Annotated in this window: 21 protein-coding genes; 7 read left to right on the top strand and 14 right to left on the bottom strand. The window is 58.2% G+C overall.

Annotated features, from left to right (window positions below; translation table 11 throughout):
• Nucleotides 1-19: 19 nt before the first annotated feature.
• The 4 genes from ftsP to UR504_RS09170 all read right to left on the bottom strand — a co-directional run bounded on the left by ftsP (nt 20) and on the right by UR504_RS09170 (nt 5171).
• The gene (gene ftsP / locus UR504_RS09155; protein WP_023309186.1) at nt 20-1432 is read right to left on the bottom strand and encodes a cell division protein FtsP; all 1413 of its coding nucleotides are present in this window, start codon (nt 1430-1432) and stop codon (nt 20-22) included.
• A 58-nt stretch (nt 1433-1490) separates the two neighbouring features.
• Nucleotides 1491-2228: a 1-acylglycerol-3-phosphate O-acyltransferase gene (plsC, locus tag UR504_RS09160; RefSeq protein WP_045404006.1), complete on the bottom strand. Its 738-nt coding sequence runs from the start codon at nt 2226-2228 to the stop codon at nt 1491-1493.
• A gap of 164 nt (nt 2229-2392) precedes the next feature.
• Complete coding sequence (parC, locus tag UR504_RS09165; RefSeq protein ID WP_302237510.1) at nt 2393-4651, bottom strand: DNA topoisomerase IV subunit A; 2259 nt, start codon at nt 4649-4651, stop codon at nt 2393-2395.
• A gap of 118 nt (nt 4652-4769) precedes the next feature.
• Entirely contained in the window at nt 4770-5171 is a 402-nt protein-coding gene (locus UR504_RS09170; RefSeq protein ID WP_111963277.1) for a YgiW/YdeI family stress tolerance OB fold protein, read from the bottom strand.
• A gap of 138 nt (nt 5172-5309) precedes the next feature.
• On the opposite strand from UR504_RS09170, the gene qseB reads away from it, so the two are divergent.
• The 4 genes from qseB to UR504_RS09190 all read left to right on the top strand — a co-directional run bounded on the left by qseB (nt 5310) and on the right by UR504_RS09190 (nt 8347).
• Nucleotides 5310-5969 carry a quorum sensing response regulator transcription factor QseB gene (qseB, locus tag UR504_RS09175; RefSeq protein WP_023326078.1) on the top strand — a complete coding sequence of 220 codons (660 nt, stop codon included), beginning with the start codon at nt 5310-5312 and terminating at the stop codon, nt 5967-5969.
• Nucleotides 5966-7315 (top strand): quorum sensing histidine kinase QseC, encoded by a 1350-nt coding sequence (gene qseC, locus UR504_RS09180; RefSeq protein ID WP_302237513.1) that lies wholly within the window; start codon nt 5966-5968, stop codon nt 7313-7315. Before qseB ends, qseC begins: the two co-directional genes overlap by 4 nt.
• A 104-nt stretch (nt 7316-7419) precedes the next feature.
• Nucleotides 7420-8001, top strand: a complete 582-nt coding sequence (locus UR504_RS09185) for an NAD(P)H-dependent oxidoreductase (protein WP_111963279.1) — start codon at nt 7420-7422, stop codon at nt 7999-8001.
• Between the two features lie 31 nt (nt 8002-8032).
• Nucleotides 8033-8347 carry a putative quinol monooxygenase gene (locus UR504_RS09190; protein WP_032664433.1) on the top strand — a complete coding sequence of 105 codons (315 nt, stop codon included), beginning with the start codon at nt 8033-8035 and terminating at the stop codon, nt 8345-8347.
• 88 nt (nt 8348-8435) lie between these two features.
• Here UR504_RS09190 and UR504_RS09195 read toward each other — a convergent pair whose 3' ends face one another.
• From UR504_RS09195 to UR504_RS09215, 5 genes are read right to left on the bottom strand one after another with little or no spacing between them, the layout of a single operon-like run.
• Nucleotides 8436-9323: a MurR/RpiR family transcriptional regulator gene (locus UR504_RS09195; protein ID WP_111963280.1), complete on the bottom strand. Its 888-nt coding sequence runs from the start codon at nt 9321-9323 to the stop codon at nt 8436-8438.
• Nucleotides 9320-10270, bottom strand: a complete 951-nt coding sequence (locus UR504_RS09200) for an iron-siderophore ABC transporter substrate-binding protein (protein ID WP_302237522.1) — start codon at nt 10268-10270, stop codon at nt 9320-9322. Before UR504_RS09200 ends, UR504_RS09195 begins: the two co-directional genes overlap by 4 nt.
• Before the next feature lie 10 nt (nt 10271-10280).
• Nucleotides 10281-11321, bottom strand: coding sequence for a FecCD family ABC transporter permease (locus UR504_RS09205; RefSeq protein ID WP_302237525.1), 1041 nt, complete (start codon nt 11319-11321; stop codon nt 10281-10283).
• Nucleotides 11318-12301, bottom strand: coding sequence for a FecCD family ABC transporter permease (locus tag UR504_RS09210; protein ID WP_302237528.1), 984 nt, complete (start codon nt 12299-12301; stop codon nt 11318-11320). Before UR504_RS09210 ends, UR504_RS09205 begins: the two co-directional genes overlap by 4 nt.
• A complete protein-coding gene (locus UR504_RS09215) occupies nt 12298-13110 on the bottom strand; it encodes an ABC transporter ATP-binding protein (RefSeq protein ID WP_115876386.1) in 813 nt (270 codons plus the stop codon). The genes UR504_RS09210 and UR504_RS09215 overlap by 4 nt, the downstream gene beginning before the upstream one ends.
• Nucleotides 13111-13492: 382 nt before the next feature.
• Here UR504_RS09215 and UR504_RS09220 point away from each other — a divergent pair, with 382 nt between their 5' ends.
• Nucleotides 13493-15634 carry a TonB-dependent siderophore receptor gene (locus UR504_RS09220; RefSeq protein WP_302237531.1) on the top strand — a complete coding sequence of 714 codons (2142 nt, stop codon included), beginning with the start codon at nt 13493-13495 and terminating at the stop codon, nt 15632-15634.
• Nucleotides 15635-15717: 83 nt separating this feature from the next.
• On the opposite strand, the gene parE is transcribed toward UR504_RS09220, so the two are convergent.
• From parE to nudF, 5 genes are read right to left on the bottom strand one after another with little or no spacing between them, the layout of a single operon-like run.
• Entirely contained in the window at nt 15718-17610 is a 1893-nt protein-coding gene (gene parE, locus UR504_RS09225) for a DNA topoisomerase IV subunit B (protein ID WP_271369557.1), read from the bottom strand.
• A 28-nt stretch (nt 17611-17638) separates the two neighbouring features.
• On the bottom strand, nt 17639-18220 hold the full coding sequence (yqiA, locus tag UR504_RS09230; RefSeq protein WP_047173609.1) for an esterase YqiA: 582 nt from the start codon (nt 18218-18220) through the stop codon (nt 17639-17641).
• Nucleotides 18220-19047 (bottom strand): 3',5'-cyclic-AMP phosphodiesterase, encoded by an 828-nt coding sequence (gene cpdA / locus UR504_RS09235; RefSeq protein ID WP_111963286.1) that lies wholly within the window; start codon nt 19045-19047, stop codon nt 18220-18222. The genes yqiA and cpdA overlap by 1 nt, the downstream gene beginning before the upstream one ends.
• Before the next feature lie 27 nt (nt 19048-19074).
• Nucleotides 19075-19497, bottom strand: a complete 423-nt coding sequence (locus UR504_RS09240; protein ID WP_014833293.1) for a DUF1249 family protein — start codon at nt 19495-19497, stop codon at nt 19075-19077.
• Nucleotides 19494-20126: an ADP-ribose diphosphatase gene (gene nudF / locus UR504_RS09245; protein ID WP_008502974.1), complete on the bottom strand. Its 633-nt coding sequence runs from the start codon at nt 20124-20126 to the stop codon at nt 19494-19496. The genes UR504_RS09240 and nudF overlap by 4 nt, the downstream gene beginning before the upstream one ends.
• Nucleotides 20127-20330: 204 nt before the next feature.
• Between nudF and tolC the strand changes: the two genes are divergently transcribed.
• Nucleotides 20331-21809 carry an outer membrane channel protein TolC gene (tolC, locus tag UR504_RS09250; protein WP_302237539.1) on the top strand — a complete coding sequence of 493 codons (1479 nt, stop codon included), beginning with the start codon at nt 20331-20333 and terminating at the stop codon, nt 21807-21809.
• A 190-nt stretch (nt 21810-21999) separates the two neighbouring features.
• Nucleotides 22000-22668: a DUF1190 family protein gene (locus UR504_RS09255; protein ID WP_048028997.1), complete on the top strand. Its 669-nt coding sequence runs from the start codon at nt 22000-22002 to the stop codon at nt 22666-22668.

The following is a 22668-nucleotide window of genomic DNA, read 5'->3' on the forward strand; positions in this document are numbered from 1 at the left end:
CGAACCGGGAATGTCAGAATTATGGGGCAGGATTGATCAGCATCTGCCCTACGGAGCCCCTGTCCATCATCTCCAGCGTCTGGCTGTGGAACAGGAACGGGAAATGCGGCCACGAAGGCTGACCGTAGTAGACAAGCAGCTCAACCTGGCCGTCCACCCAGACGGTATCTTTCCAGCCGCGGTCTTCCGGGAACGGCATGGCACCGTTGACGTTGCGGATCAGGAATGCCACCCCTTCAATATGGAACGACTGCGGCATATCTGAACGCACCGTCCAGCGCTCCCAGGTACCCTGCTGCGCGGTAATGTCGATGCGGTTGACGTCCCACAGCGCGCCGTTGATGCCCGGGTCGTCGCCGAGGCTGATATCACGGCTGCGCACCGGCGAGCCGCTCATGATCTCCTGCGGCAGCAGGCGCATGGGCAGGCTATCGGTCACCAGCGGCAGCAGACCGGTTGGACGCAGGGTCAGCACCAGGGTCGAGACCAGAATGCTCGACGGTTCAAAGAACCCGCGAATACGGTCGACAATGCTGGCCGCTTCACCGCAGGTGACAGACACTTCATCCCCATTGGTCATATCAATGAGAACTTCGCGACGTTCGCCCGGCGAGAGCGCAAGCTGTTTGACGGACACCGGCGCCGGTAAAAAGCCCTGATCGCCGGAGATCACGTGCAGCGGACGACCATCGCTCATTTGCAGCTGATAGCGGCGCGAGTTAGACGCGTTGAGCAGGCGCAGGCGCACCCAGCCGCGAGAAACTTCGACATACGGGCTTTGCGCGCCGTTGACCAGCAGCGTATCACCGACGAAGCCACCGCTGCCCGGCTCGCTGTATTCAGGCGTGCCGAAGTTATCCAGACGTTTGTCCTGGATGATAATCGGGAAGTCATCCACGCCGTAGTGATTCGGGATCGGCAGAGATTTGCTGACTTCATCTTCCACAAGCCACATGCCGGCCAGGCCGTTATAGACCTGCTGCGCCGTGCGGTTAGGGGTGTTAGCGTGATACCACAGGGTTGCCGCGCTCTGGCGAATCGGCAGAACGGGCGCCCAGTCGGCGCTGGGTGACATCATTCGCGCCGCGCCGCCAATCAGCGGGCCAGGTACCTGCAGGCCGCTGATGGTCATAGCGACATTTTCAGGGGTGCGGTTACTGTAGATGAGCTTTACGTCATCGCCATTCCACACGCGTATGGTCGGCCCGAGGTAACGTCCGTTAATGCCCCAGACGGGCGCACGCGTCCCCTGGGTAAAGGACCAGTGGCTACGCTGCAGCGTCAGGAAAAGCGGCTGACCGCGACGGGATTCAATTAATGGCGGTATAGGCAGCGGCTGTTGCTGCCCGGCGGCGCTGGCTGTCAGCGGCATCGCACCCGCACAAAGGGCGATCCCCGAAGCCTGAATAAACTGACGCCGACTGAGTGACATATAAGCTCCATCTGAAACGACTAACAACGCGGGAATTCGTTTTCCCTTCAACGCCGGGTTAAATCTTACCGGCGGCTTCTCTCTCTGCGACTTCTTTGTCGAGCTGCGCAATATGCTGAGCCATTAGCTCACGGCAGTGTGCTGCCAATTCACGCACCTGATCTTTACCGTATTTGCTGGTATCGACAGGTGGCAGCATTTCGACAATCACCAGCCCATTATTCAGGCGGTTAAGATTAATCTTATTCGAAGTATTGGAAACGCACACGGGAATAATTGGAACACCTGCCGCAATTGCAGCATGAAACGCACCGGTTTTAAACGGCAGCAGGCCGCGACCGCGGCTGCGCGTTCCTTCCGGGAACATCCAGATTGAGATTTTGCGCTTTTTAAAATGATTCACCACTTCCGCAATGGTGCTGTGCGCTTTTGCACGGTTATTACGGTCGATCAGCAGGTTACCGGTAAGCCAGTACAGCTGACCAAAAAACGGGATCCACAGCAGGCTTTTTTTGCCCACCGTCACGGTCGGTGGAAGCACGATATTAGAGGCCGTCACCATATCGTAGTTGTTCTGATGGTTGGCAATATAGATGGCGTTACCGAAATTCTCCGCCCCTTCCGGCAGACGTTTTTCAACCTTCAGGCCAAACAGCGGAGCAAGGCGCCCGAACATATGGCCAAAGGTGGCGACATGCTTCGGATTACGCGGGCTGAACAGGCAATAAATAGAGCCGAAAATACAGACCAGAATACAGTAGATGACGGTAAGAATAAGACGAACAATATATAGCATAGCGACCTCTGAAGCCCCAACAGCTGACAATTATACTTCACCTGTGGCCAGGTAAGGACTTTATTACGAGCGCGTATTGTTAATCGCAACGCACGAATTAACAACGATTTTACGGGAAATTTTATTGAAATTCCCCCTCCGGACAGAGGGGGGATATCACGACATTACTCTTCGCTGTCGCCCGCCGCGCTGCGTGCAGGAGAGTCAATCTCCACGCGATCGATACGCTGCAGACCGCGCATCAGCGAGCCGCGGCGACCGCGCTCACCCACCACCTTCTGCAGCTCTTCCGGACGAAGCTTGATTTTGCGCTTGCCGACGTGAATGGTCAGCGTGCTCTGCGGCGGCAGAAGGAAGAGGTGCGCCAGGCCATCTTCGCCTTTCGCGGCCTCCGCCGACGGGATGTTGATGATCTTGTTGCCCTTGCCTTTTGACAGCTCCGGCAGATCGCTGACCGGGAACATCAGCATACGTCCGGCGGTAGTGATCGCCAGCAGCATGTCGCTTTCGTTCTCAATCACCAGCGGTGCCATCACGTGAGCGTTGTCCGGCAGGCTAATCAGCGCCTTACCGGCACGGTTGCGGGAAACCAGATCGTTGAAGGTACAGATAAAGCCGTAGCCCGCATCGGACGCCAGCAGCAGCTTCTGGTCATCGGCTTCCATCAGCATATGGTCAACCGTCGCGCCCGGCGGCAGCGTCAGCTTGCCGGTTAGCGGCTCGCCCTGCCCGCGCGCGGAAGGCAGCGTGATCGGGTCAATGGCGTAGCTGCGACCGGTGGAGTCGATAAACGCCACCGGCTGGTTGCTCTTGCCTTTCACCGCCGCTTTGAAGCTGTCGCCCGCTTTATAGCTGAGCCCCGGCGCGTCGATATCGTGGCCTTTGGCGCTGCGTACCCAGCCGCTCTGCGACAGGACAATAGTCACAGGCTCGGACGGCTGCATGTCGTGCTCGTTCATCGCCTTCGCTTCTTCACGCTCGTGCAGCGGAGAACGACGGTCGTCGCCGAAGGCATCGGCATCGGCCTGCAGCTCTTTCTTCAGCAGGGTGTTCATCTTGCGTTCGGACGCGAGGATCGCCTGCAGCTGATCGCGCTCTTTTTCCAGCTCGTTCTGCTCGCCGCGGATCTTCATCTCTTCCAGTTTGGCGAGATGACGCAGCTTCAGCTCAAGGATCGCTTCGGCCTGGGTTTCGCTGATGCCAAAGCGCGACATCAGGGCGGGCTTCGGCTCGTCCTCGGTACGGATGATCTCAATCACCTCGTCGATATTGAGGAATGCCACCAGCAAACCTTCAAGGATATGCAGGCGCTTAAGCACTTTCTCGAGACGATGGTTCAGACGACGGCGTACCGTATCGCGGCGGAACGTCAGCCATTCGGTGAGGATCTCCAGCAGGTTTTTCACCGCCGGGCGTCCGTCGAGGCCGATCATGTTCAGGTTAATGCGGTAGCTTTTTTCCAGATCGGTGGTGGCAAACAGGTGGTTCATCACCTGCTCCATGTCCACGCGGTTGGAGCGCGGCACGATCACCAGACGGGTCGGGTTTTCGTGATCCGATTCGTCGCGCAGGTCGTCGACCATCGGCAGCTTTTTATTGCGCATCTGGGAGGCGATCTGCTCCAGCACTTTGGCACCGGAAACCTGATGCGGCAGCGCGGTGATCACCACGGCGCCGTCCTCTTTATTCCACACCGCGCGCATGCGCACGGAGCCGCGCCCGTTCTGGTAGATTTTGCGAATTTCCGCGCGAGAGGTGATGATCTCAGCTTCGGTTGGGAAATCTGGCCCCTGCACGATATCCAGCAGATCGTCGAGCGAGGCTTTAGGCTGCTCGATCAGGGTAATGGCGGCTTTCGCCACTTCACGCAGGTTGTGCGGCGGAATGTCCGTCGCCATACCGACCGCAATACCGGTAGTACCGTTCAGCAGGATGTTCGGCAGACGCGCAGGCAGCATCTTTGGCTCCTGCATCGTACCGTCGAAGTTTGGCACCCAGTCGACGGTTCCCTGACCCAGCTCGCCCAGCAACACTTCGGCATATTTAGAGAGGCGGGATTCGGTATAACGCATTGCCGCGAAGGATTTCGGATCGTCCGGCGCCCCCCAGTTCCCCTGACCATCCACCAGCGGGTAGCGGTAAGAGAACGGCTGAGCCATCAGCACCATCGCTTCATAGCAGGCGCTGTCGCCGTGCGGATGGTATTTACCCAGCACGTCACCGACGGTACGGGCGGATTTCTTGAACTTGGCGGTGGCGTTCAGCCCCAGTTCGGACATCGCATACACGATGCGGCGCTGAACGGGCTTCAGGCCATCCCCGATAAACGGCAACGCCCTGTCCATGATGACGTACATGGAATAGTTCAGGTAGGCGTTTTCCGTGAATTCATGTAGCGCGAGGCGCTCTGCCATATCGCTCATTACGTGTGATTCCTCAACTCAGAAACCGAAGGGTTTCAGGCAATATTGCCGCAGATACTACCCTATCTGACGAGTTGAGTCACAAAGAAAAAGGGCCGCTTATGCGGCCCTTTCCGGGTTATTTGTTCAGCTTAATGACCTGCTTCACGTCGATTTCAAAATCGTTCCACTCTTTATCGACCTTGCCCTGGATTTCCACTTTATCCTGAGGGGTGACGGTCACGCCGTTCCAGCGCTTGTGGTCAATCTCCACGTTGACCGTGCCGGTCTCATCGCGGAAGGTGTACCGGTCATCGGACAGGCGCTGGGTAATGTTCCCACGCAGCTTCACCCAGCTGTCGTCCTTCATCTCTTTTACCTTCACCGCAGTGGTGAGGTTAGCGTCGTTATCAACAAAACCTCCCGTCTGCGTCTGGGTCTGGGTTTGCGTGGCCGACGGGCCGTTAAATCCGCCCTGCGCGGCAAAAACGGGGGCAGTGGTCATCATCATGATGGCGGCAATAGCAGCGAATTTTTTCATATTAACTCTCCCTTTAATCTGGTTTCGCAGTCCATTAAACAGGGTAATCCTTAACAACTTCTTAAGGGAAAAATTTATTTATTATTGCTGTACAGCAGGCGCTTACAGAGGGTTTACTGACGGCATCAAGGAGGGAACATGCGCATTTTACTGGTAGAAGACGACACGTTAATCGGCGACGGTATCAGGGCGGGTTTAAGCAAAATGGGCTTTAGCGTGGACTGGTTTACCGACGGTAAAACCGGCCAGGCCGCGCTTGCTTCTGCGCCCTATGATGCCGTGGTGCTGGACCTGACGCTGCCGGAAATCGACGGTCTGGACATCCTGCGCGCGTGGCGCGAAAGCGGGCGCAGCGAGCCGGTATTGATCCTGACCGCGCGGGATGCGCTCAACCAGCGCGTGGAAGGGCTACGTCTTGGCGCGGATGATTATCTCTGCAAGCCGTTCGCGCTGATTGAAGTGGGCGCCCGCCTCGAGGCGCTGGTCCGCCGCAGTCACGGCCAGACGCATAGCGAGCTACGCCACGGCAAGGTCACGCTCGATCCGACCCGTCTCGTCGCCACGCTGGACGGTGAACCGCTGACGCTGAAGCCGAAAGAGTTTGCGCTGCTGGAACTGCTGATGCGCAATGCAGGCCGCGTGCTCCCTCGTAAGACGATTGAGGAAAAACTGTATACCTGGGATGACGACGTCTCCAGCAACGCGGTAGAAGTCCACGTTCATCACCTGCGCCGCAAGCTTGGCAGCGAGTTTATCCGCACCGTGCACGGCATCGGCTATACCCTGGGTGACGCATGAAGCTGACGCAACGCCTGAGCCTGAAGCTGCGCCTGACGCTCCTCTTTTTAGCGCTCTCCCTGACGGCATGGTTTGCCGCCAGCCTGGTGGCCTGGCAGCAGACCACCCACAAGCTGGATAAGCTCTTCGACACGCAGCAGATGCTGTTTGCCAAACGGCTGCTGACGATGGATCTTGACGAGATCCGCGCCCCCGAACGGATGCTCGAGATCCCGAAAAAAGTGAAGCATGGCCGTCTCGATGACGACGCGCTGGCTTTCGCCATTTACGCCGTTGACGGCAAAATGCTGCTGAACGATGGCGAGAACGGGCGCGATATTCCGTACCACTATCGCCGCGACGGGTTTGCTAACGGGCAGCTCCAGGACGACAACGACGAATGGCGTTTCCTGTGGCTGACCTCACCCGACGGGAAGTACCGCGTGGTGGTCGGCCAGGAGTGGGAGTACCGCCAGGAGATGGCGCTGGACGTGGTCAGCTCGCAGCTCACGCCCTGGCTGGTGGCGCTGCCCGTGATGCTGCTGTTGCTGGTTCTGCTCCTGAGCCGGGAGCTAAAGCCGCTGAAAAAGCTGGCGCAGACCCTGCGCTCCCGCTCGCCGGATGCGACCGATAAACTGCCGACGGAGGGCGTCCCTACGGAAGTGCGCCCCCTGCTTGATTCGCTGAATCATCTCTTCGCGCGTACCCAGGAGATGATGACCCGCGAGCGCCGCTTTACGTCCGACGCCGCCCACGAGCTGCGCAGCCCGCTGGCGGCCCTGAAGGTGCAAACTGACGTGGCGCAGCTCTCGCAGGACGATCCGCAGGCGAGGGAAAAAGCGCTGGCGCAGCTGCATGCGGGCATCGACCGCGCTTCCCGGCTGGTGGACCAGCTCCTCACGCTGTCGCGTCTGGACTCGCTGGATAATCTTGACGACGTCGAACCGATAACGCTTGCCGATTTACTTCAGTCGGCGGTGCTGGATATCTGGCATCCGGCGCAGCAGGCAGGGATTGATATTCGCCTCAACAACCACGCCCCGCAGATCAAACGTCAGGGACAGCCCCTGCTGCTAAGCCTGCTGGTGCGCAACCTGCTGGACAACGCCATCCGCTACAGCCCGCGCGGCAGCGTGGTGGACGTCACCCTGGACGCGCGTAGTTTTACCGTGCGCGACAACGGCCCAGGCATTTCACCTGACGCGCTGGCGCGCATCGGCGAGCGCTTTTATCGTCCGCCGGGTCAGGATGCCACGGGCAGCGGGCTGGGGTTATCCATCGTAAAACGCATCGCCGCGCTGCACGGGATGCGCGTCTCGCTGAGCAATGCGCCTGAAGGCGGTTTTGAAGTAAAGGTCAGCTGGTAGAGATTATTGCGTTTAATGCAAAAGACTTTGCACATTTTGCTCATTTTTCCGCTCCGTCCTCGCGCGTAGAATACTCGCCATACTCTCATCGTCGAGGACAAATAATGAGCAACATCCTGATTATCAACGGTGCAAAAGAATTTGCGCACTCTAAAGGCCAGCTGAATGACACCCTGACCGAGGTCGCGGACGGTTTCCTGCGCGACGCCGGGCATGATGTTAAGGTCGTACGCGCGGACAGCAACTACGACGTGAAAGCCGAAGTACAGAACTTCCTGTGGGCTGACGTGGTGATCTGGCAGATGCCAGGCTGGTGGATGGGCGCGCCGTGGACCGTAAAAAAATACATGGACGACGTGTTCACCGAAGGTCATGGCTCACTGTATGCCAGCGATGGCCGCACCCGCTCTGACGCGTCCAAAAAATACGGGTCAGGCGGTATGATTCAGGGCAAAAAATATATGCTCTCTCTGACCTGGAACGCCCCGCTGGAAGCCTTCACCGAGAAAGATCAGTTCTTCGAAGGCGTGGGCGTTGACGGCGCGTACCTGCCGTTCCACAAGGCTAACCAGTTCCTGGGCATGGATCCTCTGCCGACGTTTATCGTCAACGACGTGATTAAAATGCCTGATGTCCCGAGCTATATCGCAGAATATCGCAAGCATCTCGCGGAAATTTTTGCTTAACTGGTAGCCTGGAATTAAAGGAGTAGTAAACATGCTTACCGTTATCGCAGAAATCCGTACTCGTCCAGGTCAACATCACCGTCAGGCGGTGCTGGATCAGTTCGCGAAAATTATCCCGACCGTACTGAAAGAAGAAGGCTGCCACGGCTACGCGCCAATGGTGGATGCCGCCACTGACGCCAGCTTCCAGGCGACCGCGCCGGACTCGATCATCATGGTTGAGCAGTGGGAAACCGTCGCGCACCTCGAAGCACACCTGCAGACCACGCACATGAAAGCGTGGAGTGACGCGGTGAAGGGTGACGTGCTGGAAACCCACATCCGCATTCTGGAGCAAGGGGTTTAAGTTTTCCCTCACCCCAGCCCTCTCCTGAAGGGAGAGGGAGAACAGATCCAGGCCCGGTGAGCGTCAGCGCAACCGGGCTTTGTTGTTTTTAGCTGCTTTTCTTCCCCGGTTTTAACCCACGATGTAACTCGTTGATGCGCTTCATCGACTTGATGGTGCGCTGCGGCTCGGTGGAGGCGACGGATAAAATGATCATCTCCAGACACAGCAGCACCGTGCCGTGGAGCGGAATTTTGCCTTTTTCGCCGCCGCGCGGAACGTGGATCACCACGCTGGCCTCCTTGCTGAAGCGCGAATCAAGGGCATTGGTCAGCAGGATGGTGGGAATGCCCAGACGTTTTGCTTCACGCAGGGTGGTTTGCCCCTCCCGGTGCGCGGACTTCTGCGCCATCATCACAAGCACGTCGCCGCGCTGAAGCGCAATCAGCTGCTCGGCAAGCCCTATTCCGGTACGGTTAAGCGGCGTGGCGGGTAACCCCATGCGGCTGAACAGCCTGGCGGTATACTCGGCCAGAATGCCGGAGGCGCCAATGCCAAATATGGCGACCTGCCTCGCCTGCGCCAGCAGAGAGACCGCCTGGGCCATCGCGTAGCGGTTGTGCGGCTCGGACAACACCTCGCAGGTGTGTTGATGCCCCTCCAGCACGAAATCAATGCTCGCGTTGACGTCGCTGGCGAGCGTGTTCACCGTAGTGGACATCTTTTCGCTGGAGGTGACCACCGGACCAAACCACTGCTCAAGCGTTTGCTTGAGATCGCGCAGCCCGGCGAAACCCAGCGCCTGGATGGCGCGGACCACCGTGGCATCGGAGGTTTTCAGTTCCGCAGCAATCTCCATGGCGGTCTGTTCCATCACCGCTTCACGATTGTCATGAATATAGCGTGCAACCTGCAGCAGACGCGGCGTCAGCTGATGCGCCCGCGCGCGAAAACGGTCGCCATAGACATCCACGCGCCCTTTCTCTTTGCGGATCACCTTGATGCCTCCGGCAGCGGACGCCCGGCAATCTGAGACTGCACCTGCGCGACCATCAGCCCTAAAGACGCGAACGAATTCGAGATCGCCTCTTCACGCGAGATCAGCACGTAATGCCCGGTTCGGCAGGCATTGAGGAACTGACACCAGCCCGGCATGACAGCATCCATCGCCGCCAGCTCGTCCTGCGGTTTACCGCCCGTATCCCCGCGCCAGGTGGCGAAGACGAAATCGGCATCCAGCTCCGGCAGGCGCTCGGCGCTGACGTCGATACGCCCTCCGTCCGGGATGCTCTCAATCAGCGGCGGGAACTTGAATCCTGCGTCGCGCAGCACGCGGCCCAGCGAGTGGTAGCTGTGCATGGCGTTAATCTTCCCCTGATTCGCCTGAATCACGGACACGGTCACCTTGCTGGTATCAATAGTCGACTTCAGCGCCTTAATCTGCTCCTGATAGCGCCGCTCCAGAACCTTGAGCCGCGCCTGCGTTCCCGTCAGCTGAGCCAGCTTGCGGTAGATTTCCGGCGCGCCGCCGTCGAGATGATCGATGCTCACCGTCGGGGCAATTTTCGCCAGCTGTTCCACCGGGGTGTTGCGGGTCGGCTCGGTAACGATCAGATCAGGCTTTGCGGCGGCGATGGCTTCGATGTCGATATCGGCCGTGCCGATAAATTTAATGTCGGAATTATCGAAGTCGACGCCGGTCAACATGCCGCTGGAGCGCAGAAAGTGGCTGCCGTCCGGCCGCGTGCGGCCATGGCTTGCCACCGGCAGCACGCCAAGCTCAATCAGAGGAATGGTGATATCCAGATCGTGTAATGAAACAATCCGCTTCGGATGAACCGGCACAACGACCTTGCGCCCTAAATCGTCGGTAAATACCTGCGTTGGCTCCGCCGCGCTTACCGCGAACCCCACCAGCAACAGCATCGAAAACAGTACGCGCATTATAGTCCCCCTAAAATCTGTCCCGACGCTGCCAGAGCAGCAGCAGGAAAAACGGTCCGCCAATCAATGAAATGACAATTCCCGCCGGCAGCTGCAGCGGGAGGAATGCAAGACGCCCGACGTTATCCGCCAGCAGCACCAGCAGCGCGCCCAGCACGGCGCTTCCCGTCAGGAGCGCGGTTTGCCCACCGCGCAGCAGCAGGCGCGCCATATGCGGGGCAATCAGCCCCACGAAACCTATACTGCCAACGCACGAGACGCAGGCCGCCGTCAGCACCACCGGGGCGAGAACCCTCAGCAGCGCCAGCCGCGTTATGCGCACGCCAAGACCCGCGGCGGCCTGATTGCCGAGCAACGCCACGTCCGCTGCCCGCGCGGTAAAGAGCAGCAGCGCAAAAGCGGGAGCGGCCCAGAGCGCGGCCAGGCCCACCAGCGTCCAGTTTGCCGCATGCAGGCTTCCCGCCAGCCACAGCATCGCCGTCTGCACGTCGCGCACGTCAGCGGTAGTGATAAAGACGCTCATTGCGGCGGCAAACGCCCACGACACGCCGATGCCGATCAGGATGAACCGCGGGCGCGAGATATCGCGCGCCAGGCCGATAACTAACAGCGCGGTGAGCAGCCCACCGGCCATGCCGACCAGCGGACGCCAGGCCAGGCTCAGCGCCGGGAACTGAAAAATCAGCAGCAGCACCGCCGCGCTACAGCCCTCCTTCACGCCGATAAGCCCTGGGTCAGCCAGGCCATTGCGGGTGATGGACTGCATTGCCGCCCCCGCCATACCGAGCATCGCCCCGCACAGCACCGCCATCAGCAGGCGCGGCAGGCGGATATCCATCACGATGTAGCGCGTCTCCGCCGTCAGGCTCGCAGGAGAAAACAGCGCGCGCCCGATGGCGGAGGTGGGAATGGGCAGAGAACCGTGCGTCAGGCCAAAGCCCAGCAGGCTTAGCGCCACCAGCGCCAAAAGAATCAGGCACGCCAGCGCCCGCGGGCGAACCAGCGCCGATATACGGCCAATTCGGATCGCGCGGAATCCGGCCCGGTTCATTTGAACATCCTCGACGCCATAAAGATGAATACGGGCGCGCCGACCAGGGCCGTCATGATGCCGGTTGCCAGCTCCCAGGGGGTAAACAGCGTGCGGGCGGCGATGTCCGCCAGCAGCAGCACCAGCGCGCCGCACAGGGCAGACAGCGGCACCATCACGCGTAAATCAACTGACACCAGACGGCGAATGAGCTGCGGCACGACCAGGCCAATAAAACCAATCGGCCCGGCGATAGAGACGGCCGCGCCGCAGAGTAGCGCGATGGCCAGCAGGGCGAGCAGGCGGGTTTTCAGCAGGGACACGCCAAGCCCCTGCGCCATTCTGTCGCCTAGCGCCAGCATGTTGAGCGAGGGCGACAGCCCGATAGCAAGAACAAAACCAGCGGCTGCAGCCCACAGGGCGCTCTGGAGCATCTGCGCGTTAACCCCGGCGATATCACCCGCCAGCCAGGTACGCAGGTCGAGCAGCGTCTGTTCATCCAGGATTAACACCGCGGCGGTAATCGACGAGGCAAACGCCGACATCGCCACGCCGCACAGGGTGACCTTCATCGGCGTAAGCCCGGTGCGACCGGACGAGGAGAACATCAGCACCAGCAAAAACAGCGCGGCGGCACCGGCGGCGGCAACGAGCGGGCGACCAAACGGCAGCGACAGGCCAAGCGCGCTGACGCTCACCACTGCCAGCGCAGCCCCGGCGTTGAGCCCCAGAATATGCGGTTCGCCGAGCGGGTTGCGGATCACAGACTGCAGCAGCACGCCCGCCACGCCGAGCGCGGCGCCCGTCACCATCGCGGCGCAGAGGCGCAGCAGTCGTAATTTGATAATGACGTTATGGTCGAAATTGCGCGGGTCGAAGTGGATGAATGCCTCCACTACCGTCTGCGGGGCGATAAAGCGTGCACCGATGCCAAGATGCGTAATCGCACCCAGCGCCAGCAGCAATATAAAAATCAGGAAGGCCAGAGAAGGGCGTATCATGGCTGTTCAAGGCTCTGGCGAAACGGCATAAAGAACGGTTTGCCGGTCAAGGGGTTGATGGACATATGCACGTCCACATCAAACACCGCTTTGATCAGTTCCGGCGTGCAGACGTCGCCTTCATGTAACACCCCCTCGACTTTTCCCTGGCGCAAAAAGACCAGCGAATCACCGTAGTTCACGGCAAAGTTAAGATCGTGCAGCACCACCACCACGGTACGCCCGTGCTCACGCGTCAGCGTATGCAGAAGCTCAAGGATCTCCACCTGGTAGCGGAGATCGAGATACGTCGTCGGCTCGTCAAGCAGGATATACGGCGTTTGCTGCGCCAGCGCCATGGCGATCCAGCAGCGCTGACGCTGGCCGCCGGATAAGCTTTCCACTGGCATATGGGCAAACTCTGCCGTGCCGGTCAGGCGCAGGGCCTCTTCCACCGCCCGCTCGTCCTCGTCGCTCCACTGACGCATAAAGTTCTGCCAGGGAAAACGCCCGCGCGAGACCAGTTCAAAAACGGTTAACCCTTCCGGCAGCAGCGGCGACTGCGGGAGAATGCCAAGCTGACGGGCGACCGCTTTGGTGGGCTGCTCATGAATGGCTTTACCGTCCAGCAGCGCCGTTCCCCCAAGCGGCTGCAGCAGCCGCGCGATAGTGCTCAGCAGCGTGGATTTCCCACAGCCGTTCGCCCCTACCAGCACGGTCATTTTCTGCTGTGGGATCGCAAGGGAGATATCATCAACGATGATTTTTTTCTGATAGCCCGCAGAGAGGTTCTCCAGAACCAGACCCGGTTTGTGTGTGTTGTGAGCCACGTGAACGCCAACGTAATGAAAAACCAATAAATAAAAATAAAACTCATTCTCTTTTGAGAGTTTGACGCCGCGCCATGTAGTAGTCAAGCGAAGAAACACCCTGATAAAGCCAGGGATAAACCTGAGTAAAAGTGAAAACTCGACGGCTTGTAAAAACATCTATTTCAATAAGTTAATTATGATCCCGCTGCGCTTGTACGCACGGTTAAACGCTGTAGTCGATTTTTTCTTTTTTCCATTTACTACTACATTCACGCATGATTGAATGATTCTCAATTACATGTCCGATGCCACTTCCGGCTAACGGACAGACCGTAAAGGGCAATGACTCACACAGTTTGCCGCGAACGCATTCGCGGGATATTTCGGGATAACAGATGTAATGGCTACGTTCACACCTTCACTCTCTGGGGTAAAAGGGCGCGCGCTCTTTTCCCTGCTGTTTATGGCGCCGCTGGTTCAGGCAGCAGATAACACCGCGGCTAAAGACGGCGAAACGCTTACCGTCACCGCCGATCCAACTACTGCGGCGGAGGCCACCAACGGCTATCAGCCGCTGAACACCTCCACCGCGACGTTAACCAACATGCCGATGCTGGACATCCCGCAGGTGGTCAATACCGTCAGCGACAAAGTGCTGGAGGATCAAAATGCCACCACGCTGGATGAAGCTCTGTACAACGTCAGCAACGTGGTGCAGACCAACACCCTGGGCGGTACGCAGGATGCCTTCGTGCGCCGCGGATTTGGCGCGAACCGCGACGGCTCGATCATGACTAACGGCCTGCGCACCGTCCTGCCGCGCAGCTTTAATGCCGCAACCGAGCGCGTGGAGGTGTTGAAAGGCCCGGCCTCCACGCTGTACGGCATTCTCGATCCGGGCGGCCTGATTAACGTCGTCACCAAACGCCCTGAGAAGACCTTCGGCGGTTCAATTTCTGCCACCTCTTCCAGCTTTGGCGGCGGTACCGGACAGATCGATGTTACTGGCCCAATTGACGGCACGCGTCTGGCGTATCGCCTCACGGGTGAGTATCAGGACGAGGATTACTGGCGTAATTTTGGCAACGAACGCAGCACCTTTATCGCCCCGTCCCTCACCTGGTTCGGCGACGACGCCACCGTGACCGTGCTCTATTCGCATCGCGACTATAAAACGCCGTTCGATCGCGGAACGATCTTCGATCTCAACACCAAAAAGGCCGTCGACGTCGATCGCAAAACCCGCTTTGATGAGCCGTTTAACGTGACCGACGGCCAGTCCGATCTCGCTCAGCTCAATGCGGAATATCGCCTCAACAGCCAGTGGACCGCGAAGTTTGACTACAGCTACAGCCAGGATAAATACAGCGATAACCAGGCGCGCGTGATGGCATACGATTCAAAAACCGGCAACCTGACCCGCCGAGTGGATGCCACCCAGGGCTCGACACAGCGTATGCACACGACGCGCGCGGATCTGCAGGGGAACGTGGACATCGCGGGCTTTTACAATGAGATCCTGACCGGCGTGTCGTATGAGAATTACGATCTGCTGCGCACCGACATGATCCGCTGTAAGAACGTTAAGGATTTCAATATCTATCATCCGACGTATGGCAAACTCGGCAAATGCACCACCGTGTCGGCGTCCGACAGCGACCAGACGCTGAAGCAGGAAAGCTACTCTGCCTATGCGCAGGACGCGCTGTACCTGACCGATAAGTGGATTGCCGTCGCAGGCATGCGCTACCAGTATTACACCCAGTACGCGGGGAAAGGCCGCCCGTTCAACGTCAACACCGACAGCCGCGACGAACAGTGGACGCCGAAGCTGGGGCTGGTTTATAAGCTCACGCCAGCGGTCTCGCTGTTTGCCAACTACTCGCAAACGTTTATGCCGCAGTCGTCCATTGCGAGCTACATCGGCGATCTGCCGCCGGAAACGTCGAATGCTTACGAAGTGGGCGCAAAGTTCGACCTGTTCGACGGCGTTACCGCCAATATCGCGCTGTTTGATATCCACAAACGCAACGTGCTGTACAACGAAAGCGTGGGGGGGGAAACCATCGCCAAAACGGCGGGCCGCGTGCGCTCCCAGGGCGTGGAGGTGGATCTGGCCGGTTCACTGACCGAGAACACCAATATTATCGCCAGCTATGGCTATACCGACGCGAAGGTGCTGGAAGATCCGGACTACGCGGGCAAACCGCTGCCGAACGTGCCGCGCCATACCGGCTCCCTGTTCCTGACCTACGATATTCACAATGCGTTTGCCGGTAATACCCTGACGCTGGGCGGCGGCGGGCACGGCGTAAGCCGTCGTTCCGCAACCAACGGTGCGGATTATTATCTGCCGGGCTATTTCGTGGCGGATGCGTTTGCGGCGTACAAGATGAAGCTACAGTATCCGGTGACGCTGCAGGTGAACGTGAAGAATCTGTTTGATAAAACCTACTACACCTCATCTATCGCCACCAACAATCTGGGTAATCAGATTGGCGACCCGCGCGAAGTGCAGTTTACGGTGAAGATGGAGTTTTGATGTAAAAAAGCCCGGTGGCGCTAACGCTTACCGGGCTTACGATCCATTCCCTCTCGCTGTGACAGAGGGTTAGGGTGAGGGCATCAGGCCTCAATATCCGCCATATCGCCTTTCTCCTGCAGCCAGTTACGACGGTCTTCCGAACGTTTCTTGGCAAGGAGCATATCCATAATGGCGTTGGTCTGCTGTTCGTCTTCGTCGCTGATCGTCAGCTGCACCAGACGGCGCGTGTTCGGATCCAGCGTCGTTTCGCGCAGCTGCATCGGGTTCATCTCGCCCAGCCCTTTAAAGCGCTGAACGTTAGGTTTGCCCTTCTTGCGCTTCAGCTGTTCCAGCACGCCCGCTTTTTCTTCTTCCGTCAGCGCGTAGTAAACCTCTTTGCCGAGGTCGATACGATAAAGCGGCGGCAGCGCCACGTGGACGTGACCATTTTTAACCAGCGTGCGGAAGTGCTTCACAAACAGCGCGCACAGCAGCGTGGCGATGTGCAGACCATCGGAGTCCGCATCCGCGAGGATACAGATCTTGCCGTAGCGCAGCTGGCTCAGATCGTCGCTGTCCGGATCGATACCGATCGCCACCGAGATATCGTGGACTTCCTGCGAGGCCAGCACTTCGTCTGAAGAGACCTCCCAGGTGTTCAGGATTTTCCCCTTGAGCGGCATGATCGCCTGGTATTCACGGTCGCGAGCCTGCTTGGCCGATCCGCCCGCCGAGTCCCCTTCCACGAGGAATAGCTCGGTACGGTTGAGATCCTGCGCGGTACAGTCCGCCAGCTTGCCCGGCAGCGCAGGGCCGCTGGTCAGCTTTTTACGCACCACTTTCTTCGCGGCACGCAGACGACGCTGGGCGCTGGATATCGCCATTTCAGCCAGCATCTCTGCTGCCTGAACGTTCTGGTTCAGCCACAGGGTAAACGCATCTTTCACCACGCCGGAAACGAACGCCGCGCACTGGCGTGACGACAGACGCTCTTTGGTCTGACCGGCAAACTGCGGATCCTGCATCTTCACGGAGAGCACGTAGGCGCAGCGGTCCCAGATATCTTCCGCCGACAGCTTCACGCCGCGCGGCAGGATATTGCGGTATTCGCAAAATTCGCGCATCGCGTCCAGCAGTCCCTGACGCAGCCCGTTGACGTGGGTACCGCCGAGCATGGTTGGGATCAGGTTGACGTAGCTTTCGGTCAGCAGTTCGCCGCCTTCCGGCAGCCACAGCAGAGCCCAGTCGACCGCTTCGGTATCGCCGCTAAAGTTACCGACGAACGGTTTTTCCGGCAGCGTCGGCAGGCCGTTTACCGCTTCGCACAGGTAGTCGTTCAGGCCATCGGCGTAGCACCAGGTCTGCTCGGTATTGTTGACGTTATCCTTAAAGGTAATTTCCACACCCGGACACAGCACCGCTTTGGCTTTCAGCAGGTGCGTCAGGCGGGATACGGAAAAGCGCGGGCTGTCGAAGAAGCTTTCGTCAGGCCAGAAGTGGACGCTGGTGCCGGTGTTGCGTTTGCCGCACGTGCCGACAACCTGCAGATCCTGCACCTTCTCGCCGTTTTCAAACGCGATGTTATAAATCTGGCCGTCGCGACGGACGTTTACTTCCACGCGCTTGGACAGGGCGTTGACGACGGAAATCCCCACGCCGTGCAGGCCGCCGGAGAACTGGTAGTTCTTGTTGGAGAACTTACCGCCCGCATGCAGACGACAGAGGATCAGCTCAACGGCAGGCACGCCCTCTTCCGGATGGATATCCACCGGCATGCCGCGCCCGTCGTCGATGACTTCCAGCGACTGATCGGCATGCAGGATAACGTCAACGCGTTTGGCATGGCCCGCCAGCGCTTCGTCCACACTGTTATCAATAACTTCCTGGCCCAGATGGTTTGGGCGCGTTGTATCGGTGTACATCCCCGGGCGGCGGCGAACCGGCTCAAGCCCGGTGAGGACCTCAATGGCATCAGCGTTATAGGTTTGCGTCATGATTTAAACTAGCAATTCGCATTGATTGTCAGTGGCTGTGCAGTCCAAGAAAATCGACAATCTGGGTGAAATGATTCTCAAAGCCCGTGAAAGCATGGTTTCCGCCCTCTTCTATAGTCTGGCGGCAGGAGGCGTAATACGCCACTGCCTGGCGGTAATCCAGCACTTCATCACCCGTCTGCTGCAACAGCCAGATGAGATCCGGCGCCTCAAGCGGGTCGACCTGCATAACTTTGAGATCGTAAATATGGCGTGACTCTAGCACATATTGCTGCCCGGTGTAGGGGTTCTCGTTTTCGCCAAGAAAGTCCCTCAGCAGCTCAAATGGCCGAACCGCCGGATTAACCACAACGGCAGGTAGCATGAAGCATTGTGAGAGCCAGGTGGCGTAATACCCGCCCAGCGAGGAACCGACCACACCAAAGGTTTCGCCGCCGTGCGCAAGCACAATCGATTCCAGCATCTCCGCGGCCTCTGCCGGGTAAGGCGGCAGCTGCGGGATAATCATCTCAACGTCGGGGTGATGCTCGCTCAGCCACTGGCGAAACAGAGTCGCTTTTGCGGAGCGCGGCGAGCTGTTGAATCCGTGCAGATAAAGGAGCGTAGACATCAATAGCCTTCTGAAGCGGTATCCGGGCGGAATTTTGCACCGGTCAAACGGCAGACTTCCGTGGTCAGCGTGCCGTCGGCATGCAGTTCCAGCCAGCGCCAGCCTGGCGCAATGGTATCCAGCGTAAAGTTGGCGCAGTGGGGCTTAAACTGAACGCAGGTCGACGGCGTCGCCAGCATGCGGCGCCCGTTCCAGTCGAGATCCTGTTCCTGGTGAATATGTCCACACAGCAGGTTTTTCACTCGCGGGAACTTCGCCAGCACGCGATCCAACGCTGCGGAGTTGCGCAGACTGTGCTGATCGAGCCAGCTACAGCCCGCCGGCAGAGGGTGATGATGAAGCAACAGCAGCGTGTGACGTTCAGGTTCAGCAGCCAGTTTGGTCTCCAGCCAGTCGAGCTGAAACTCGCTTAACTCACCGTGCGGGACGCCAAACACCTGGCTATCCAGCAGCAGGATCTGCCACTGGTCACCCGCAAAAACACATTTCGCCGGAGAAATACCCGCATCCTGGAGAGAACTGTACATAGCGGGCTGGAAGTCATGATTTCCTGGCAGCCAGACGCAAGGCACGCTAAAGCTCGCGATGCCTTCAGCAAAATGCTGGTAGGCCGCGGAAGATTGGTCCTGCGCCAGATCGCCCGTTGCGACAATCAGATCGCATGCACGGTTTTCGGCGTGAATCGCGCTAAGTACCGCCTGATAACTCTCCCAGGTATTCACCCCCAGCAGCGTTTCATGCTTTTCGGCAAAAAGGTGGGTATCGGTGATTTGTAATATCCTGACTGGCGCCCCACCAGCAACAGTCAGGTTCAACAGGCTTTCCAAATGGTGTCCTTAGGTAGGTTTATGACGCTAACAAACCGGAATCGCCATTGCTCCATGTGCTAAACAATATCTTAGCCAGTCGGCTAAAAACTGGTTAATTTGATGCTTTTCGTCGCGTTGATGCAACTTTTTATTCGGGTAATCATACCGCGCCTTGAAGCGAAAGATCTGCTGGCTTGAACACACTTCAGCGACCATCGCGTCGTGATAGAGGCGTACCGTCATCGACGGCAGGCTCCAGTAGCTAATGCTGGGTGCCGTTTGCTCAATTTCCACCAGCGTAGTGTAGCGCGTTGATTCTGTTATCGTTAAACGATACTGCGCGTTGCTCACCTGATAGCTTACCGTTTCGCCGGGTGCGTCGTTTTTCGGCAGCAGGCGGCGCAATTGTGCGAAATTGGTTTCGCACAGGCGCATCATTTCTGGGAAGTCAGGCGTATAGCGCTTCATTTTTTCCACTCGTTTCGTAATGTCTGATAATGCAGCTGCAGCCATTGCAGGGCGATGACAGACGCTGCGTTGTCGATTTTCCCCTCTTCTACCCACTGATAAGCCTGTTCCCGGCTCACCACATGAACCCGAATATCTTCGTTTTCATCTGCCAGACCGTGGATCCCTTCCGCCGTCGTGGCGTCCACTTCGCCCACCATAATGGACAAGCGCTCGCTGGTACCTCCCGGGCTTGCCAGATAGCTCAGCACCGGTTTTGTGCGGCCCACCACCAGCCCGGCCTCTTCCAGCGCCTCGCGTCGGGCGACGTCTTCAACCGTCTCACCTTCTTCGATCATCCCGGCCACCATTTCCAGCAGCCACGGGCTCTCACTGACGTCATAAGCGGCGATGCGGATCTGCTCCACCAGCACAACTTCGTCACGCACTGGGTCAAAGGGTAGCAAGACTGCCGCATGCCCGCGCTCAAAAATTTCGCGTCTGATTTCGCCGCTCATTTCACCGTTGAACAGGCGATGCCTGAAACGGTAAAGATCCATTGAAAAAAAACCGCTATAAAGCGTTTCTCGTGCAATAATTTCTACATCGTTTTTGGCGAATGTCACGGGCAACTTTTCTGGTTTTTGCATGAGTCGAGTCCTGGTAGCAATGGTGATGAAATTGTGAATTTCAAGGCTGTTTGGCTGCCGTTTGTAAGGCTATATGGTAGATTGGTGCAAATTACCGCCAGATGGCACGTAACGCCAACCTTTTGGTGTGGATGATTCTGTTAGAATCGGCAATTATTTTTTAATTAGATCAGCGCTAATACTGCTTCACAACAAGGAATGCAAATGAAGAAATTGCTCCCCATCCTTATCGGCCTGAGCCTGACGGGCTTCAGTGCAATGAGCCAGGCGGAAAACCTGTTACAGGTCTACCAGCAGGCACGTCTGGGCAACCCTGATTTACGTAAATCAGCGGCCGATCGTGATGCTGCGTTTGAAAAGATTAACGAAGCTCGTAGCCCCTTGCTGCCACAGTTAGGTTTAGGTGCAGATTATACCTACAGCAACGGTTTCCGCGACGCTAACGGCGTAAACTCCAATGCTACCAGCGCCTCACTGCAATTAACACAGACGCTGTTTGATATGTCCAAATGGCGTGCCCTGACCCTGCAGGAAAAGAGCGCAGGCATCCAGGATGTGACCTATCAGACCGACCAGCAGGCGCTGATCCTGAATACTGCCACGGCGTACTTCAACGTGCTGAGCGCGATTGACGCACTCTCCTACACCGAAGCGCAGAAACAGGCCATTTACCGTCAGTTAGATCAAACCACCCAGCGCTTCAACGTGGGCCTGGTCGCGATCACCGACGTGCAGAACGCCCGTTCACAGTACGACACCGTGCTGGCTAACGAAGTGACCGCGCGTAACAACCTCGACAACGCGCTGGAATCCCTGCGTCAGGTCACCGGCAATTACTATCCTGAGCTGGCCTCCCTGAACGTCGACAGCTTCAAAACGGATAAGCCGCAGGCCGTTAACGCCCTGCTGAAAGAGGCGGAAAACCGCAACCTGACGCTGCTGCAGGCGCGTTTGAGCCAGGACCTGGCCCGCGAGCAAATTCGTCAGGCGCAGGACGGCCATCTGCCAACCCTGAGCCTGAGCGCGTCTACCGGTGTCTCTGATACAACCTACAGCGGCTCTAAAACCAATACGTCCCAGTATGACGACAGCAATATGGGCCAGAACAAGGTGGGCCTGAGCTTCTCCCTGCCGCTGTATCAGGGCGGTCAGGTCAACTCCCAGGTGAAACAGGCGCAGTACAACTTTGTTGGCGCGAGCGAGCAGCTGGAAAGCGCCCACCGCAACGTGGTGCAGACCGTGCGTTCCTCCTTCAACAACGTGAACGCCTCAATCAGCAGCATCAACGCCTATAAACAGGCCGTTGTGTCTGCACAGAGCTCCCTGGACGCGATGGAAGCAGGTTACTCGGTCGGTACACGTACTATTGTGGACGTGCTCGATGCGACCACCACGCTGTACAACGCGAAACAGCAGCTCTCCAGCGCGCGTTACCAGTACCTGATTAACCAGCTGAACATCAAACAGGCTCTGGGTACGCTGAACGAGCAAGACCTGCAGATGCTGAACAGCGCGTTGGGCAAACCGGTCTCCACCTCTCCGGACAGCGTTGCACCGGAGAACCCGGAGCAGGTTGCCGCGGTTGATAACTTCAACGCTAACGGCACTACCCCTGCTGCACAGCCTGCTGCCGCGCGAACCACTGCGCCTGCCAGCAAGAGCAATAATCCGTTCCGTAACTAAGAGTGTCATCAGGCCCACTGCGGCCTGATGCCTTCACTCCAGCCCTCTTCCACAGGGAGAGGGCGCATCTGAATCACATCCGAACGTAAGTCAACGTAAAGATCCCCCTGATTCCGCCCCTCTTCGCTTCATTTTCAACCACTCATCCTCTATTCTGAGCGTTATTACCACTGGGTCCTGGAAGACAAAGATGAAACGGACAAAAACGATCAATCACGCGTCGTTCCGCAAGAGCTGGAACGCGCGTCACCTCACCCCTGTTGCGCTGGCGGTCACGGCTGTCTTTATGCTGGCAGGCTGTGAGAAAAATGACGAAACGGTTTCGCTGTATCAAAACGCGGACGACTGCTCTGCCGCAACCGGCAAAGCCGCCGAATGTAAAACGGCTTACACCAGCGCGCTGAAAGAAGCGGAACGTACCGCGCCGAAATATGCCTCACGCGAAGACTGCGTGGCGGAGTTTGGTGAAGGTCAGTGCCAGCAGGCACCGGCTCAGGCAGGCACCGCACCTGAAAATCAGGCGCAGGCGCAGTCCAGCGGCAGCTTCTGGATGCCGCTGATGGCAGGCTACATGATGGGCCGCCTGATGGGCGGTGGTGCAGGTTACCAGCAGCAGCCGCTGTTTAGCTCGAAAAACCCGGCCAGCCCGGCTTACGGTCAATATACCGATGCCAGCGGCAAAGGCTACGGCGCAGCGACCCCTGGCCGCACCGTGACCGTACCGAAAACGGCGATGGCGCCGAAGCCTGCGACCACCAGCACCATCACCCGTGGCGGGTTCGGTGAGTCTGTGGCGAAGCAGACCAGCATGCAGCGCAGCGCGACAGGCACCTCCTCTACTCGCTCAATGGGCGGCTGA

This window comes from Enterobacter sp. 241F3 (assembly GCF_034106785.1).
Taxonomy (GTDB): Bacteria; Pseudomonadota; Gammaproteobacteria; order Enterobacterales; family Enterobacteriaceae; genus Enterobacter; species Enterobacter vonholyi.